This is a genomic window from Methylacidimicrobium cyclopophantes, from assembly GCF_902143385.2.
GTDB lineage: Bacteria > Verrucomicrobiota > Verrucomicrobiia > Methylacidiphilales > Methylacidiphilaceae > Methylacidimicrobium > Methylacidimicrobium cyclopophantes.
Map to the genome: position 1 here is coordinate 1 of NZ_CABFUZ020000124.1, position 18,024 is coordinate 18,024.

The following is an 18,024-nucleotide window of genomic DNA, read 5'->3' on the forward strand; positions in this document are numbered from 1 at the left end:
CCGCCTCGGCTTCCTCGACGATCGTCGGGGAGGCGGCGAAATCGGTGCTCTCTTGTGTCGAGAGCAAGAGCTGCTCGATGGCCTTCTCTCCTCCGAGCGGGACGATCCTTTGGCGGGAGAAGCCCTTTGAAGCGCTCTTCGCTGGTAGATGGATCAGCGGGGTCTTCGACCGGGTCCATCTCTTTCCCGGGCAGAGCGGGAGGCCGGTTGCCGCAATCCTCTACGACTTTAAGACCGATCGGGAGGCTCCGGAACGAGGGGAGGAGACGCTCCTGGCGCGTTACCGAGAGCAGATGGAGATCTACCGTCTGGCTCTGGGAGGAATCCTCTCCCTACCGAGCGAGGAGATTCGAGCGTTCCTGGTTTGGGTGGAGCCGCCGCGGCTCATCGAAGTACCGGCTTCGGCCAATCCCATCCTCCCAGAGAGCCCTGGGACTTCAACGATACCAGGCTTGCCAGACGACGCGAAGGGTTTCTAGCCGCGGAGAGGAGGCTGCTTCTCCGAGATTGTGATAGTACCACCAGATCTTGCTTCCCTCGATGCGATAGCCCTTGGGCGAGACCTGAAGGATCCGGTTGGCAAGGAATTCGGGAAAAGCGGAGGGAGGAGGAGAAGAAGGCAAGCCGCGGGGAGAGAGGCCGAAAGCGGGGCTTTTCGATTCCTGCACCATGTAGGCGGTGAAGAGGCGTCCGAGGTCGACCACGATCCAGTAGTTGACGATCGGAGGCTTCCAGCCGGTGGGCTGGATCAAATCCTCGAAAGAATCGATCTTTTGGCTCGGATCGACCGGGAGAACTTGTTGGAGAGACTCGATCTGGACGCGGACTCTTTCTCCGCCCGGGAAATGGAGAGGGACCCAATAGCGGTCTCCCTGCTTCTCCACCGGTACCGGTACGCCATTTGCTTTGGCACGGAAGGCAAGGTAGGGAAGATGGGCGGGTTCCTGTTGAAAGAGGGAGATATCGCCCGTTGCTCCCCAGTTGACGCACTCCCAGACTCCTTGGTAGCGAATTTGCGGATAGACGGGCTCGCCCGGCCGAGTCGGAGTCGAGAGGAAGAGAGTGTAATAGCGCCTTGCGCTTACGAGTTGGACGGGCGGGTTGGTCGCCTGTGCCGAATCGGCGCAAAATCCCGCAAAAAGAAGCAGGGCGAAAAAGAGAAGCCGCGCAGCGGAGGACCTTCCGAGGGAGATCCCGGCGCTCGAAAACGCGTCTCTGTTTCGTCCGAGCGAGCGTTGGCCGGCTCGTGCCGGAATTGGTCCTTTCAATCCAGGGTGTCAGGTACGGACGACCCGATCCTTTTTTGCCGCTTGCGCCACCGCTTCGGCCACGCATTGAGCGACTTCCCGATTGAAGACGCTCGGAACGATATATTCCGGAGCTATTTCCGAAGAGGGAATGCACGAGGCGATCGCTTCGGCCGCCGCGAGCTTCATTCCTTCCGTGATCCGAGAGGCCCGCACCGAAAGGGCGCCTTGAAAAACCCCGGGGAAGGCCAAGACGTTGTTGATCTGGTTGGGATAGTCGCTTCTCCCCGTGGCGACGATCTGCGCGTATCGAGCCGCTTCTTCCGGCATGACTTCCGGAGTCGGGTTGGCCAGAGCGAAAACGGTTCGCGGCTCTCTCATTTCGCGAAGATCGTCGGCGGAGATGCGACCTCCCGAGGAGACCCCGATAAAGACGTCCGCCCCTTTCAACGCCTCCCGCACCGTTCCGCGAATCCCGTCCGGATTCGTCTGTGCGGCCAGCCACTGTTTGACGGGCGATAGGTCTGGCCGGCCCGAAGAAACGATTCCCCCGCGATCGCATACGAGGATCGACCGGCAGCCGACCTTGAGGAGCATCTTCGCCACTGCGACACCGGCTGCCCCTGCGCCCAGGATGACGTAACGCTGCGCCGTCAGCTCCCTGCCGAGCAGACGGGCGCTGTTGATCAACGCGGCGAGAACGACGATGGCCGTTCCGTGTTGATCGTCGTGGAATACGGGGATCTCCAATCGCTCCTGCAGCCGCTCCTCGATCTCGAAGCAGCGGGGGGCCGAGATATCTTCGAGATTGATCCCGCCGAAGCCCACGGCGATCCGAGCCACGGTATCGACGATCTCTTCGACCTTTCGTGCTGCGAGGCAGATGGGGTAGGCGTGGATTTGCCCGAATTCGCGGAAGAGCATCGCCTTTCCTTCCATGACGGGCATGGCGGCGGCCGGCCCGATATCCCCGAGACCGAGGACCGCAGAGCCGTCGCTGACCACGGCGACCGATCTGCCCTTAATCGTCAGCTCGTAGACGAGGTCGGGCCTCGCGGCAATTGCTTCGCATACGCGGGCGACTCCGGGGGTATAGGCCATCGACAATGTATCTCGGTTTGTCAAGGGAACCTTGTTCTCCACAAGGATCTTGCCTCCTTGATGGAGCAGAAAGACTCGATCGGACGCCGCCAGAATCGTCACGCTCGGCACCTTGGAAACCGCTTCCTTGAGCTGCTCGGCGTGTTCTTCGCTGCGGGCGTTGACCGTGATCTCGCGAATCATCCGGCCCGATTGCACGGAGACGATGTCCATGGCTCCGAGATCCGCGCCGTTTTCGCTCAAAACCCGAACCACGTTGGCCAACATGCCGATCTTGTTGGGGTAGGAAAGACGCAGAAGGAAGCTGTAGCTGGCGGAAGGACTAATCGGTTTCGACTCCATGAGGCGCGGTCTCCAAGATGAGCAAAATAGCCTCTTTTAATTGCTGCCACCGCAGGCCGCACGTTCTTTTTTCCCCAAGAATCTCCGCCGAAGTCCCGGGAAGGGCCATCCGGCTCGGCGCCGGAGCAAGAAAAAGCAAATGAGCGGGGCAACCCCGCCGGCAGTCCGAAGCGCCAAAGCCGGGCACCGGGAACGAGGAGCCGGGCTCTTTTCCGAGCCGCCGACTCCAGTCGCATTCCAAGGAACGGGGGCTTCGGGTAAAAACGAGACCGATCGGATCGGAGTGCTGCAGCAGATAGTCGATGTGCCACCAGAGGCGGATTCGCCGAAGATGACGGTTGACTCGTCCTCGGATTCCCCCCGGTCCGAGGGCGCTCCCGCAGTAAACGTAGATTCCCTGGGAGAAGGGAAAGACGCCCAGCCTTCCGATCGATAGAGTCTTCTTTCGAAGAAGAGCAAAAACAAGCAGGTACGATCCTGGTTCGCGCGGGAGCTCTTGCCGGCCGGCAATCTCTCCCTCTGCGGATAACCCAACCGAGAAGGAAGCGGCTGCCACTGCTCCCTCCGTTCGCATGGGCCGATGGAATCGATCGAGGAAAGGGCTCAAGCAATTTGATTCAAAACTATACGAATGAATTCTATACCCTCCACAATGGAAAGGTTCGCTCGCATAGGGGAAGCGGCAAAAGCGTTGGGCGTCTCGATCACGACCCTGAGACGATGGGAAACGGAAGGCAGGTTGTGTGCTGAACATACGGCTGGTGGCCGTCGACGCTACGATTTGGCGAAATTGCGTCCAGAGTGGTTTCATGCAGCGGATCGTGCGATCCGCCGGGCGATCGCCTGCGCCTGCGTCTCCAGCCACGACCAGAAAGACGATCTGGAACGGCAGAAGCAGCTGCTCGAGCTCTACTGCGCCAGGCAGGGCGGAACGTTCGAGGGATGCGGGGGAAACCGGCCTCGGCGAATCGGGAAGTCGGCTTCGAACCTGTCGAGACAGGTTTCACTCAGTCTGAAAGAAGGGAACGTTGCCCGCTTGGAAGATTGCCGGGAAAGGTGCAAGATCCCGGTTCCCGTTATGGCGAGCGCACGGCAGATTCGTTTGGGTGTCGACCTCGGCGGCACGAAGATCGAGGTGCTCGTCCTCGAAGGGGAGGAACGGGAGATCGCGCGGCGCCGCATTCCCACCCCGACAGGAAGTTATGAAGCCATTTTGGATGCGGTGCGGCGGCTCGTGACGGAGGTCGAGGAGGAGTTGGGGCTCGCCCCGCTGCCTGTGGGCGTCGCTTCTCCCGGAGCTCTGATGGAACCCACCGGCTTGGTGAAGAACTCGAACACCGTCGTTCTCTGCGGGAGGCCGTTGCGGACGGATTTGGAGCAGCTGCTGGCCCGGCCGGTGCGCATAGCCAACGATGCAAATTGCTTTGCCCTCTCCGAGGCTGCCGATGGCGCGGGGAAGGGCGACTCGGTCGTTTTCGGAGTAATCTTGGGAACCGGGGTGGGGGGAGGCCTCGTGATCGAGGGGAAGATCGTGCCCGGCATCAACGGGATTGCGGGCGAGTGGGGTCATAATTCTCTGCCTTGGCCGTCTCCCGGGGAGCTTCCCGGACCGGAATGCTATTGCGGGAAACGGGGATGCATCGAGACTTTCCTTTCCGGGCCCGGCTTGGCTCTCGACCATGCGCGGGCGAGCGGGGAGAGGTGGAGGCCGGAGGAGATCGTCCGGGGTGCCGAGAACGGTGATCCCGCTTGCGAAGCCACGCTCCGGCGTTACGAGGACCGTTTGGCTCGTGGGCTCGCCCACGTGGTCAATCTGATCGATCCCGGCACGATCGTTCTCGGTGGAGGCCTTTCCAAAATCGCACGACTCTATCGCCGGGTTCCGCATCTTTGGAACCAATGGATCTTTTCGGATCGCGTGGCTACAAAGCTCGTGGCTCCCCGTCACGGCGACTCGAGCGGGGTTCGTGGAGCGGCCCGCCTCTGGGAAACCCCGATTTCGCCTCCCCCCTCCTTGAGGAACTTCGGGAAGTCAGAGTAGAGAACGCACGGCGCGGAGCAACCGCTCGGTCGACGAGTCGTGCGGCCTGCGCGCAGGCTCCCCGTTGAGTTCCGGCAGAAGGAGCTGAGCAAGCTGCTTGCCGAGCTCGACTCCCCACTGGTCGAAGGAGTTGATGTTCCAGATCGTGCCCTGGACGAAAATCTTGTGTTCGTAGAGCGCGACGAGGCTTCCCAAGGTGCGCGGGGTGAGCTTTCGAAAGAGGAACGTATTGGAAGGACGGTTGCCTTCGAAGGTCCGGTGCGGGATCAATCGGGTCACATCGTCGGCAGCCAGTCCGGCGGCTTCCATCTCCTGCCGCGCCTCTTCCGCCGTCTTTCCTCGGAGGAGAGCTTCCGTCTGCGCCAGACAGTTGGCGAGAAGGATCCGGTGGTGCTCATCCGATGGGCCCAAGGGGTTGTGGCTCTGCGCGGGCACGAGAAAGTCGGCGGGAACCAGCTTTGTCCCCTGGTGGAGAAGTTGGAAAAAGGCATGCTGTCCGTTGGTTCCCGGAGCTCCCCAGAGGATCGGCCCCGTTGTGCAGGAAACGGGCGTGCCGTCCTTTTGGACATGTTTCCCATTGCTCTCCATGTCGGCTTGCTGCAGGTAAGCCGGAAGAAAGGCGAGGTACTGGTCGTAGGGAAACACCGCATGGGTCGAGGCCTGAAAAAAGTTGTTATACCAGATTCCAAGAAGGCCCATGATTACCGGAATGTTTTTCTCGAGCGGAGCTGTCCGAAAGTGCTCGTCCACGGCGTGGGCACCGGCCAGTAGCTCCTCGAAATGGTCCATCCCGATGGCCAGGACGATAGAAAGCCCGATTGCTGACCAGAGGGAGTACCGGCCGCCCACCCAGTCCCAGAACGGAAACATGTTTCTTTTGTCGATTCCGAAGGCGACCACCGCCTTTTCGTTGGTGGAAATCGCCACGAAATGCTTGGCCACCGCCGCCGGATCCTTGGCGCTTTCCAAGAACCATGCACGGGCGGACTTGGCATTGGTCAACGTTTCCAACGTGCCGAACGTCTTGGAGGAGACCAGAAAGAGGGTCGTTGCCGGATCGAGGCCGCGAAGCGTCTCCGCAAGGTGCGTGCCGTCGATGTTCGAGACGAAGTGGAGATTCAGGGAGGAGTGGTAGGGGCGCAGGGCGTGGGTGACCATGACCGGTCCGAGGTCGGATCCGCCGATGCCGATGTTTACGACGTCGCGGATCGGCTTTCCCGAATACCCGAGCCACCGCCCTTCTCGAACCTCTTCGCTGAAGCGCCTCATTTGATCGAGCACGGCGTGTACTTCGGGCATCACGTCCTTCCCGTCGACGAGGACGGATGTCCCCCGAGGGTTTCGAAGGGCGGTGTGCAAGACGGCTCGCCGCTCGGTCACGTTGATCTTCTCGCCTGCGAACATCCTTCGGATCCAGCCAGGCAGATCGGCTTCTCGGGCCAACTGGAGCAACAGCTCGACGGTTTCGTTCGTGATTCGGTTTTTCGAGTAGTCGAAGAGGATATCCTCGAAAGACAGCGTAAACCGTTCGGCACGCTCCGGGTCCTCGCGGAAGAGGTCTCTCAAATGAAGCGGGGCGATTCGCGCATAATGTTCTTGGAGTTCCTGCCAAGCCCGGAAAGAGGTGGGGGTGCTCATGAGGGAAGTTCCTTTCGTCGCGGGAGTGGTCCTTGGGTTGTCGGCTCGCCGGAAGGAACGGAACCAATTCTCGAAACGGAACCAATTCTCGACTCCGCTCGCTCCGTAAAGGAGCCGATAAGACGGTCAATAGCAGGGAGGGTCCGCCGAGGGCAAGCCGATTCGAGCGTTTCCCTGGGAGCGGAGAAGGGCTCTACCGGTTTCTTGACGAAAGGCTTGCTCGTTCTAAAGTAGCAATGGCTGGTTCGATCGTTCTCAGCGCCGTTGATTCCGGACGGAGACTCTCAAGCAAGTCGAGCCGGCCGATTTTTGTGAAAAGAGAACGCTCGGGGCGCGGGCGATCGAGCGTGATTCGTCTTGTCTTGCTTTGACCGACCAAAAACGAATGCACATCCCGGCATCCACCTATCGAGTTCAGTTACGAAAGGAGTTCGGATTCGAAGCTTTGGAACGGATCGTCGATTATCTTTCCGCCTTGGGGATCGGCGATATCTACGCCTCGCCGATCACCCGGGCGAGGAGCGGCAGCAGCCACGGATATGACGTCGTGGATCCGGGGGAGCTCAATCCGGAGTTGGGGTCGGCCGATGTTTTCGGCCGTCTCATGGAGAAGGTCCGAGGCATGGGGATGGGATGGCTCCAGGATGTGGTGCCGAATCACATGGCGTATGACAAGGAAAACCGGTTCCTCATGGATGTGTTCGAAAACGGCCCCGATTCCGAGTTTTACGAGTTCTTCGATATCGAGTGGAACCATCCCTATCCGACGCTGCGGGGTCGAGTGCTCGCCCCTTTTCTCGGTCCTCATTACGGTGAGGCTCTCCAAAACGGCGAGATTCGCCTCTCCTTCGAAAAAGGATCTTTTTGGGTCTCCTATTTCGACCACCGCTTTCCTCTCCGCGTCGGAAGCTACGAAACGATTCTGGCGAGAGTGCAACGGCAGATTCGCGACCGGCTGGAAGGACGGGATCCGGATTATTTGAAGCTCCTCGGCGTCATCTACACGGTGCGGAATCTAGGAGCCGCGGAGAGTCGGGAGGAACGGAGCAATCAAGTGGTCTTCGTCAAAGCCGTCTTGGAAGAGCTTTACGAAAAGAACGGTTTCATTCGAACCTCTCTCGATCGAACTTTGGAGCTCTTCGCTCCGAAAGCCCCTACTCCGCAGTCGCTGGCGCTCTTGGATCAGCTTTTATCCGAGCAGCATTTCCGCTTCGCGCACTGGCGGGTCGCTTCGGAAGAGATCAACTATCGGCGTTTTTTTACCGTCAACGACCTGATTTCGGTGCGCGTCGAGCGGGAGGATGTCTTCGCCCGCCTCCACAATTTGATCCTCCGGTTGGTGGGCGAAGGGAAAATCACCGGAATGCGTATCGACCATATCGACGGACTCTATCGGCCGAAGGCTTACCTGCAGACATTGCGGGCGGCCGTTCCGGATACATACACGGTCGTGGAGAAGATCCTCGGCTTCGGAAAGGAAGAGCTCCCGAAAGACTGGCCGGTCGAAGGAACCACCGGCTACGACTTCCTCGCCATGGTGACGCAGCTCTTCTGTCCTCAAGAGAGTGCCGGAGCTTTTACGCGCTGCTACGGCGACTTCATCCGGCAGGAAGAGAGATATGGCCGGCTGCTGCGGGAAAAGAAGCGGTTCGTGATCGGGCGCCGGCTGGCCGGGGACCTCGACCGCATCGCCTTGATGATGCACTCTCTCTGCGCCCGTCTCTGGTTCGGCCCGGATGTCACCATCTATGCCATTCGAAGAGCCTTGGTCGAAGCGCTTTCTTGTTTTCCGGTTTACCGTTCGTATGTCGATACGGAAGGGCCGAGCCCGGAGGATCGGCGTTGGATCGATGAGGCAATCCAGACGGCCGAGGAGAATCTCCCCCAGCTAAAGACGGAGCTCGAATTTATCCGGCGCTTTCTGCTCGGCGAAATGCCGCACGAGCTGGCCGAGGAGGATCGAGCGCAAGCTCTCGACTTCGTCCGCCGTTTTCAACAGCTCAGCGGGCCGTTGATGGCGAAGGGATTGGAGGATTGTCAGTTCTACGTGTACAACCGATTGCTTGCCCTCAATGAGGTTGGTAGCGATCCTTCTTGCTTCGGCATCGGTAGCGAGGAATTTCATCGCTTCCTCCGAGATCGCTGGCTGCGCTGGCCGCACGCGCTCAATGCGACGATGACGCACGATGCCAAGCGTGGCGAAGATGCTCGCGCCCGTTTGAACGTGTTGGCCGAGCTGCCCGAAGAGTGGATGTTCTTGTTGGATCGTTGGAAGAAGATCAACTCGGAAAGGAAACCCAAGATCGGAGAGCTTCCCGTACCCGACGAAAATGCGGAATACGCCATCTATCAGGCTCTCTTGGGAAGCTGGCCCTGGAGAAGCGAGGAACTGGAGGGATTCCGGGTGCGTTTCAAGGAGTATTTCGTCAAGGCGAGCCGAGAAGCGCGAAGCTTTTCGGGATGGCAGAACCCGAATCGTCTCTATGAAGAGCAATGCTGCGCGTTTTTGGATCGGATCCTCGACTGGGAAGAAGGAAAAGAGTTCTTGGCAGCATTCCTTCCCTTCCAGCAAAAGGTCGCTCGGTACGGCGTCTACAACTCTCTTTCACAGCTTGTCCTGAAAGCGGGAGCACCCGGAGTCCCCGACTTTTATCAAGGAACGGAGCTTTGGGATCTCTCCTTCGTCGATCCGGATAATCGACGGCTCGTCGATTTCGATCTGCGGAAGAAGCTCTTGGCCGAGATCCGGGAGAGGGGAGGGCAGCCTGCCTACCGAAAGGAGATTCTGGAGCATCCCGAGGATGGAAGAATCAAACTCTACCTAACCCACAAGGCGCTGCAGGCGCGAAAGCTCCTCCCGGAACTCTTTCGCTCCGGGAGCTATGAGCCTCTTTCTTTTTCGGGACCGCAGGCGGAGCACGCCTTTGGTTTCCTCCGCGCCTGGGGAACGCAGCATCTGGCCATCATCGTCCCGCGATTCGTCACGAAGCTCTGCTCTCCCGAGAGCGCCCCGATCGGCGCATCGACTTGGGGAGAGACCTCGGCCGACCTCCCCGACTCGTTGTCGGGATCCTGGCAATGCGCCCTCACCGGGAAAGAGCGCCGTTGGGAGGGACGGATTCCTCTGGAAGAAGCCCTCGAGGAACTTCCGGTGGCTCTTTGGGTCTCAGGAGCCTGACTCCACCGTCCGGGAAGGGATTCGGCGGATGCGCCAGGCCCGAATCCGATCCTAAAAACGGAACGGAAACGGACGCTCCAGCTCGCTTTTGCGCGAGACGTGATCCTGGGGAGGTTGGTCAACGAATGGCTCGAACGGGCCGCTTCGGCCTCTCCTTGGGAGTTGTTACGTTCCAATTCTTCCGGGCGATCCACGAGCCGAAGAGCTCTCCCGGCCCGTAGCGTCGAGGTCTCCCGCAGATTCCCGATTCTCTATGCTTGCGGAGATTTCGTGGACGATTCTGCCGTCGATCCATCCGAGAGAAATGATGAATCCTTGATATTGGAGATCGTTTTGCGCTTTGCCGAACCGAGCGGGAAAGCCTTCCGCACGGAAAGACTCCCCGATCTTGCAGCGGGAACGGGAGCGACGCATGGGGGACCGATCCCCGAGGAGCGGACCGGGTCGCTCTGCGCCGGGGCCGCCGAAAACGTTGTGCGTTCCGCTCCTGCCGCCTCGTTGCCGGCTGGAAATTCACAGGAAATAGCGGCTAGTCGGCCTTTCGATCTCCGGGAGCGTCTTCCCAGGCCGCATAAAAAATCGCGCCGCGAGGAGGCAAAGAGATCGTAGAGCCGCGTTCCAAATAGGCCGGGGCGAGCGCGCCGCTTCCGAGCCATCGTGGCTCTTCGGAATCGACGATCTTTTCGATTCGGACCGATTCGGCCTCGACACGGATGTCGCTGGCGGATTGCCCGAAGTTGAGGAATCCATCCAGGCGCATTCCGGCGCCCTTTCGCTGGATACGCAGGAGGCCGGAGGCGTCGGATTCGCAGGAGATCTCCACCGAATCGAGAGGGGTCAGAATTGGAAAGCGACGGCGCAGCGCAAGCAGCTCGCGGTGAAGTTCCCAAAGGACGCCTCGGCTTCCTTCATGGCGGCTTTCCCATTGGGGAACGGCGGATAAAAAGGTCGCTTCGGCGGCAGGATCGGGGATTTCGCCGCCTGCGTCCTCGTGGAAAGCGGCAAACTCGCGTTTTCGGCCGTTTCGGACGGCTTCGAGGAGCTCGGGGTCCTCGTGATCCACGAAGTAGGGGAAGGGGTGGGTCTCGCCGTATTCCTCTCCCATAAAGAGAAGCGGCAGAAAGCCGGAGAGCAGGACGACGATGGCAGCAAGCTTCTGCGAAGCGAAGTCGATCGAGGATGCCAGCCGATCCCCCTGCGCCCGGTTGCCCACTTGGTCATGATTTTGTGCAAAGACTACCAGCTGTTGGCGGCGGATCTCTTCCGGTGGGGCCCCGTGCCGCCGCCGCCGATAGGCGGAGTAACGACCGTCTAAGACATACCCCTGAGCAATGGCCTTTGCCAAATCGGAGACGCCGTGAAAGTCGACATAGTAGCCCTCTCTCTCCCCCGTCAGGAGGCGATGGAGGGCGTGATGAAAATCATCGCACCACTGGGCGGGAAGGCCGAGCCCGCCTGGCCGTGGGCGAACGAGCCGCGGGTCGTTCCGGTCGCTTTCCGCAAAAAGGACGAGAGATCTGCCGAGCTCCCGCTCCCATTCCCGTGTCCGCAGCGCAAGCTCTTCGAGAAATGGGAAAGCCGATTCGTCATGGATCGCATGGACCGCGTCGAGCCGGAGTGCGTCGAAGTGGAATTCCGCAAACCAAGAGCGGGCATTTTGGAAGAAGTAGGCGCGAACCTCGTCGCTGTCGGCGCCGTCGAAATTGACTGCCGGGCCCCAAGGTGTCCGGTAGGTATCGGTAAAATAGGGGCCGAATTGGGTTAGGTAGTTGCCTTCCGGGCCGAGATGGTTGTAGACGACGTCGAGCACGACGGCAAGCCCGGCCTCATGGCAGGCATTGACGAGAGTTTTTAGGCCGCGGATTCCTCCATAAGAGTTTTGCACAGCAAAAGGGTAGACACCATCATAGCCCCAGTTGCGTCTGCCGGGAAACTGGGCAACGGGCATAAGCTCGATCGCGCGAATCCCCAGCTTCCGAAGCTCCCCCAGACGAGGCAAAATCGCCTCGAAAGTTCCCTCTGGGGTAAAGGTTCCGACGTGGAGCTCGTAGAGGACGTAATCGGACAGCGGGACTCCCTTCCAGGATTGATCCGTCCAGGAGAACTCCTTTCCGACGATCTGTGAAGGTCCGTGGACTCCTCGCGGCTGGCAGCGGGAGGCGGGATCTGGGAATTCCCGCTCCCCATCGAGCCGATAGCAGTAGAGCCATCCCTCCTCCGCTTCCGGAAGCGTCACCGCCCAATAGCCCGCCTCGTCTCTTTCCATGTCGATCGTCCGCTGCACGGGCTCGATCAGGCGAAGCTCGCAGCGAGAACGGTAGGGAGCCCAAACGCAAAAGCGGCAACCCGCGCTGGTGAGAATGGCTCCTTGCTCCATAAGGCAATTTTCCTTTCGGATGGGATCGAAGCCTACCGCAGCCGGCTCCGGCCGGTCGATCTCCCTTCCTCTTCCTACTCGCTGGAGATCGGTTCGAGAAACTCTCCCGGAGGCAAGGGCTCTGCGGGTCGTTCTCCCCGAAAGAGAGCGGCGCTGTGGCCCATGAGGGTATATTCTTTTCCTGGATCCATCGGTTTCGGGGAGAGCGCAGGCTTGTCCGTATCGAGGACGAGTTCCCAGTGAAGGCCGTTTCGGCGCTTCGGCAGGACGAAGGGAACCGGAGCTTCCGAAGCATTCAGGAGAAGAAGCATCGAGCTCCCCTCGACCGGATTCCCGAACTCATCGACGACGCCCGTCAAATCGCCGGAGAGTCGGACTCCGAGGAATTTGACGGCGGGAGCGCTCCACTCCGATTCGTCCATTGGTTTTCCCGAAGGTCCCAGCCAGACCACGTCGCGAACCCCGGAGCCGCGAATTTCTCTACCCTGGAAAAAATGGCGGCGTTGGAAGACCGGCTCCTTGCGACGGAGCCAGATGAGCTTCTGGACGAGTTGAATAAAGAAGAGCTTTTCCTTAGTCGGCTCCCAGTCGATCCAGGAAAGTTCGTTATCCTGACAGTAGGCATTGTTGTTGCCCTTCTGGCTCTGGCAGAGCTCGTCACCCGCTCGAATCATCGGCACTCCCTGCGAGGCGAGGAGGGTAAGCCAGAAGTTGAGCTTCTGTTTTGTTCGCAGGGCGAGGATGGCTGGATCCTCCGTCGGACCTTCGACGCCGCAGTTCCAGCTCCAGTTGGCGTCGGTTCCGTCCCGGTTTTCCTCGCCGTTGGCTTCATTGTGCTTCCGTTCGTAGGAAACTAGGTCATTGAGAGTAAAACCGTCGTGGCAGGTGATGAAGTTGATGCTCGCATAGGGACGTTTTCCGCTGGCGGCATAGAGATCGCTCGATCCCGCAAGACGTGTGGCCAGCTCCGAGACCAGGCCGCCCTCTCCTTTCCAGAATCGGCGGACGCAATCCCGGTACTTGCCGTTCCATTCCGCCCAGCCGACCGGGAAATTCCCGACCTGATAGCCGCCCGGGCCGAGATCCCAAGGTTCCGCGATCAATTTGACCCGGGAAAGGACCGGGTCCTGATGGATGAGATCGAAGAAGGCCGAAAGACGGTCGACTTCGAAGAATTCGCGGGCGAGGCTGCTCGCGAGGTCAAAGCGAAAGCCGTCGACATGCATTTCGGTCACCCAGTAGCGAAGACTGTCCATGATCAGCTGCAGCACGCGGGGATGGCGCATGTTGAGGGTGTTGCCGGTTCCTGTGAAATCGACGTAGTGGCGGGGATCTTCCGGCGAGACCCGGTAGTAGGAAAGGTTGTCGATCCCGCGGAACGAGAGGGTGGGTCCCAGGTGATTCCCTTCCGCCGTATGGTTGTAGACCACGTCGAGGATGACCTCGATTCCGTGAAGATGGAGGGCTCGGACCATTGCCTGGAACTGCTCGGCATGGGTCAGGCCGCAATCCGGAAGTGCGTAGCGGAAGTCGGGGGCGAAGAAGCCGAGGGTGTTGTAACCCCAATAGTTGGAGAGCTTCTGGTCGATCAGACGTCGTTCGTCGATATGGTAATGGACCGGCAAAAGCTCGACGGCGGTAATGCCGAGTTCCAAGAAGTAGCGGATCATCTCGTCGTCGGCGAAGCCGAGATATGTGCCTCGAAGCTCGGGAGGGATCTTTGGGTGGAGCTTGGTCAATCCCTTAACGTGGGCTTCATAGATGATGGTTTTGTGCCAAGGAATCTGCGGAGGTCGATCGTCGCCCCAGGGAAAGGCCGTATGGGTCACGCGGGCGAGTGGAGCGAAAGGCGCGTCGTCGCGGGAATCGAAGGAGAGATCCTGGTTGGAATGGCCGACGGTGTAGCCGAAAACCGCATCGTCCCATCGAAGATGGGCGCCGATTTCCCGCGCATAGGGGTCGAGGAGCACCTTGTTCGCGTTGAAGCGCAAGCCGCGCGAAGGTTCGTAGGGGCCGTGCACCCGGAAGCCGTACTGCTGCCCCGGCAGCAGGCCGGGCAGGTAGATATGCCAGACCTCGTCGGTGTTTTCGACGACCGGGATCCGTTGGATCTCCCGCCGGTCCTCGGAAAACAGGCAGAGCTCGACCTTTTCGGCTCCCGAGGAAAAGAGTGCGAAGTTGACTCCGCGTCCATCCCAAGAGGCCCCGAGGGGACAGGGTGTTCCGGGCAAGAAGCGATTAAGGAGAGAAACCATGTTGTAAGATGGTCTTGAGAAAACGAAGCCGGGCCGCCGTGGCTTCGGGTTCCCATCGGAGCGCGAAATCTAACTCGGAAAGCCCCCGTTCGACGAGACAAAAGCTGAGAAGCCGAACCGCTTCTTCCTTGGAAGGGGGGCAGCAGGATGTCTCCCCCATCGCTTCGCGATAGCTCCGCCAGAAAACGTGACTCGAGTAGAACCACCAAGCTTCCGCGCACGCCTCTCCCCAGGGTAGATCGGACTGCGGCAATCCTCCGTGCCGCATGACCGCGGTAGACGCAGCGGCATAGAGCGAGGTGATGAGGCTGGCTACATCGCGATAGGCGGGCCGCTTCAAGCGCCGTTCCGAGAGCGGACGATAGAATTCGCCCTCGAAGTCCGAGATCACGAAGTCCTTGCCCGTAAAGCGCAAGCGACCAAGATGATAGTCACCGTGGACCCGAATCTTCGTGGCGCGGATCACGGGGCCGAGGAAAGAAGCCAGCGATTTTTCCAAGGGATCGGCGAGGTTCTTCCACTCCCGGAGCTCTTCCGATTCCCGCCGGAGGGAAAACGATCGCCCGATCCGCCGGTGCGTCTCCAAGGCGACTTGGAAGAGGGAACGTTGAGACCAAGCGGTAAAGGCTTCCGGAGAGAACGCGGAATCGGCGGTAGGCGCGGCCAATACCCGGTGCATCTCGGCTGTTCTTCGAGCCAGAAGCCGGAGCTGGTCGCAAAAGACCCCTTCGAGCAGCTGGATCTGCTCGCTCGGCCAGTTATCGGGAGCTTTGCCCAGGAGTCGGGAAAATTCAGGCAAGATCGACCTTTGCCCTAAGGCCCGCTCCAGGAATCGGCTCACGGCGTCGAGCGCCAGGCTCCACGCATCCGCTTCGGTGGCCGGAAATTCCTGAAGGAGGCAGAGGGTGATCGTGCCGCCTTGGCCGCCTTGAAGATCGATCGTGCCACCGTAGCGGGGAACGAATGGGAAGAGCCGATGGTCGCCCAAGTAGCGAGCCATCTCTACGTCGGGGTTTGGTCCTTCCTCGAGCTTTCCGTAGCATTTTAAAACCAGACGCTTTTCGTAGAGGACGACCCGAGCCTCTCTCGACGTGGGCAGGAGCTCCGATTCGCCGGGCAGCTCGCCTTTTCGGCGGAGGTCCTCAAGGTAGCTCGCCGGCTTGGCCAGGATCACACCGGTCCGGAGGGAGAGCCTGCGTCGGGAGGCGAGCCAGTCGAGAACCCAGGCGCGGAAGGCCGGATCGAGAAATGCGTCGATAAGAACGCCGGGTTTACCGTCTCGCCTGTACTGGGCAAAGACCTTTTGCGGCTCTTTCTGCAAGAAGCGTTCGGCCTCGTCGCCCTCGACGGGAAGCCACCCGAAGAAGAGGAGTCGGGGCTCTCCTTCCGAGTAGGAGAGGCGAAAGAGAACGGCTTGAATGGGCTCTCCCAAAGAGCGCAGCGTCTCGATCTCGATCGCCTCCACGACCACCGCGTGGGTGAGTTTCTGGGAGGAGAGACCGTGGAGACGCGCTTGTTGCAGATAGTCGGGAATGGCGTCGCGCGCAAATGCTTGCGCTCGTTCCGAGAGCCAGAACTCGATGGTGGGAGGCTCCGGGAGCAGCGCGATCTTCTCGCGGGAGGTCGAAAGCGCCGCTGTCGGAGGATGCAACTCGAGCCAAAAATGGCCATACGGGCCCAGGGTAAAGACATAGGGTTGGTCGGAGATCTCGGGAAAGCGCGTCCGTCCGAAGACTTCTTCGGGAATCGATCCCAGGAATTGAGAGAGCGGGAGCTGCGCCATCTGGCTGAAGCGGGAGAGATTAATGACCACCAGGATGTTCTGTTCTCCGTCGGAGCGGAGGAAGGAGAGGACCTTCGGGTTTTGCGAGTGGAGAAACTGCAGGGTCCCTCGGCGGAAGGCGGAGAAGCGCTGTCTCATCGCAATGACCCTGCGCGTCCACCAGAGGAGGGAAGAGAGATTGTTTTCCTCGAGCTCCGCGTTGATCGTCTCGTAGTGGTATTCGGGATCGATGATCACCGGTAGATAGAGCTTCTGCGGATTGGCTCGGGAAAAGCCGGCGTTCTTGTCGGCGCTCCACTGCATCGGGGTGCGCACGCCGTCGCGATCGCCGAGGTAGATGTTATCGCCCATGCCGAGCTCGTCGCCGTAATAGAGGATCGGAGTGCCGGGCAGAGAAAAGAGGAGAACCATGAGCAGCTCGATCTTCCTCCGGTTATTTTGCAGGAGCGGGGCGAGCCGCCGGCGGATGCCCAGATTCAGCCGAGCGCGGCGATCCTTGGCATAGACTCGGAACATGTAGTCTCGCTCCTCGTCCGTCACCATCTCCAGCGTCAGCTCGTCGTGGTTCCGAAGGAAAGTAGCCCAGCGGCAACCCGCCGGAATTTGCGGCGTCTGCTCCAAGATATCGACGATCGGATAGCGCTCCTCCATGTGCATCGCCATGAAGAGGCGGGGCATGACCGGGAAATGAAATGCCATATGGCACTCGTCGCCGTCGCCGAAGTAGGCTGCTGCATCTTCCGGCCACTGGTTGGCTTCCGCGAGGAGCATCCGGTTGGCATAGCGGCTGTCGATGTACCGTCGGAGCTCTTTGAGGAAGGCATGGCTTTCCGGAAGGTTTTCGCAATTGGTCCCCTCTCGTTCGAAGAGGTAGGGGACCGCATCGAGGCGAAGGCCGTCGACGCCGAGACCCAACCAGAAGTCGATGACCGCCAAGACTTCTTTGCGGACCTCCGGATTGTCGTAGTTGAGGTCGGGTTGATGGGAATAAAAACGATGCCAAAAATAGGCGCGGGCAACCGGATCCCAGGTCCAATTCGAGCTCTCGAAATCCTGAAAGATGATCCGGGCCTGCGTATAGCGATTCGGGCTGTCGCTCCAGACGTAATAGTTTCGCCAGCGGCTCTTCGCGGGAGCCCGTCGGGCCCGCTGGAACCAGGGGTGCTGATCGGAAGTGTGGTTGAGGACGAGCTCGGTGATCACTCGGATCTCCCTGCGATGGGCTTCTTCCAGGAAGCGAACGAAGTCCCGCAACGTTCCGTAGTTCGGATGAACTCCGCAGTAATCGGCGATGTCGTAGCCATCGTCGCGCAGCGGCGATGGATAGAAGGGCAAGAGCCAGATGGCCGTAATTCCGAGCTTCTTCAAGTAATCAAGCCGGTCCACTAGGCCCGCGAAGTCTCCGATCCCGTCTCCGTTGCCGTCGGAAAAGGCTTTCACATGGACTTCGTAGATGACGGCGTCCATCCACCAGAGTGGCGGCGGCTCGGCGAGAGGCGCTGGCAAAACCCCACGGCGCTTGCGTCTTCGAGACGGAGGCGGGAGGGCCGGTCTAACTTCCATAAATAGCGATCATTCTTGAGCCGAGGCTTTCCTAATCAATCCTCTTCTGATTGGTGCTCTACTTTCCTCGGGAGGGCAAGCGGTTTGCCGGGGCGCGGAGGGATGTGGCCCGGCGACCGGGAGCGGAAGTCCGCCGTAACGGCCGTCCACGTGCCGAACGGACCCATGAGGAAGAGGCGGAAGGCCGGCTTGGACGCTCACAGGTCGTAAAGAACGCGCGGAGGCAGAGCGGCCCGAAGGGCATTGCCGATGGCGAGGATATCGATCAACTCCTGCGCGAGAGCTCCTTCGACGGGCGGCAAAGCTCCCCCCGCCGCAGCGACCATTCCCGCGAAGCTCAGAAGCATGCCGCCCAGAGCGCTTTGCAGCGCGATCCGGCGCATGCGGCGGCTGATATGGAGGAATTCATCCACCTTGCGAAGGGAATTTTCTAACGAGACGACGTCGGCGGCCTCCGCAGTTACGTCGGCATTTTGTCCGATGGCCATGCCGACGGTCG

General features: G+C 60.1%; 10 protein-coding genes and 1 pseudogene. 3 read left to right on the forward strand and 8 right to left on the reverse strand.

The genetic code is table 11. The annotated features are described in order from the left end of the window. Positions 1-479: PD-(D/E)XK nuclease family protein (locus tag FN369_RS11115; RefSeq protein ID WP_342799712.1), on the forward strand; the 479-nt coding region annotated here is incomplete at its 5' end. Here the strand turns inward: FN369_RS11115 and FN369_RS05730 are convergent. The 3 genes from FN369_RS05730 to FN369_RS05740 are packed head-to-tail and all read right to left on the reverse strand — an operon-like array spanning position 438 to position 3,246. Then, complete coding sequence (locus tag FN369_RS05730) at positions 438-1,268, reverse strand: hypothetical protein (protein ID WP_142525236.1); 831 nt, start codon at positions 1,266-1,268, stop codon at positions 438-440. The genes FN369_RS11115 and FN369_RS05730 overlap by 42 nt on opposite strands. A gap of 9 nt (positions 1,269-1,277) precedes the next feature. Next, complete coding sequence (locus FN369_RS05735) at positions 1,278-2,690, reverse strand: NAD-dependent malic enzyme (RefSeq protein ID WP_142525237.1); 1,413 nt, start codon at positions 2,688-2,690, stop codon at positions 1,278-1,280. Next, positions 2,671-3,246 carry a GIY-YIG nuclease family protein gene (locus tag FN369_RS05740; RefSeq protein WP_246189581.1) on the reverse strand — a complete coding sequence of 192 codons (576 nt, stop codon included), beginning with the start codon at positions 3,244-3,246 and terminating at the stop codon, positions 2,671-2,673. Before FN369_RS05740 ends, FN369_RS05735 begins: the two co-directional genes overlap by 20 nt. Before the next feature lie 96 nt (positions 3,247-3,342). On the opposite strand from FN369_RS05740, the gene FN369_RS05745 reads away from it, so the two are divergent. Then, positions 3,343-4,731: an ROK family protein gene (locus FN369_RS05745; protein WP_178087704.1), complete on the forward strand. Its 1,389-nt coding sequence runs from the start codon at positions 3,343-3,345 to the stop codon at positions 4,729-4,731. Here the strand turns inward: FN369_RS05745 and pgi are convergent. Beyond that, entirely contained in the window at positions 4,723-6,369 is a 1,647-nt protein-coding gene (pgi, locus tag FN369_RS05750; protein ID WP_142525240.1) for a glucose-6-phosphate isomerase, read from the reverse strand. The genes FN369_RS05745 and pgi overlap by 9 nt on opposite strands. A 385-nt stretch (positions 6,370-6,754) precedes the next feature. Between pgi and treY the strand changes: the two genes are divergently transcribed. Further along, positions 6,755-9,547 carry a malto-oligosyltrehalose synthase gene (gene treY, locus FN369_RS05755; RefSeq protein WP_142525241.1) on the forward strand — a complete coding sequence of 931 codons (2,793 nt, stop codon included), beginning with the start codon at positions 6,755-6,757 and terminating at the stop codon, positions 9,545-9,547. A 529-nt stretch (positions 9,548-10,076) separates the two neighbouring features. Here the strand turns inward: treY and treZ are convergent. The 4 genes and pseudogenes from treZ to FN369_RS05775 all read right to left on the reverse strand — a co-directional run. Next, positions 10,077-11,924: a malto-oligosyltrehalose trehalohydrolase gene (treZ, locus tag FN369_RS05760; RefSeq protein ID WP_142525242.1), complete on the reverse strand. Its 1,848-nt coding sequence runs from the start codon at positions 11,922-11,924 to the stop codon at positions 10,077-10,079. A 74-nt stretch (positions 11,925-11,998) separates the two neighbouring features. Next, the gene (gene glgX, locus FN369_RS05765; protein ID WP_142525243.1) at positions 11,999-14,179 is read right to left on the reverse strand and encodes a glycogen debranching protein GlgX; all 2,181 of its coding nucleotides are present in this window, start codon (positions 14,177-14,179) and stop codon (positions 11,999-12,001) included. Then, positions 14,163-17,525, reverse strand: coding sequence for a maltose alpha-D-glucosyltransferase (gene treS, locus FN369_RS05770; protein WP_142525244.1), 3,363 nt, complete (start codon positions 17,523-17,525; stop codon positions 14,163-14,165). Before treS ends, glgX begins: the two co-directional genes overlap by 17 nt. Before the next feature lie 197 nt (positions 17,526-17,722). Further along, a pseudogene (locus FN369_RS05775) lies at positions 17,723-18,024 on the reverse strand (heavy metal translocating P-type ATPase); the annotation flags it as partial.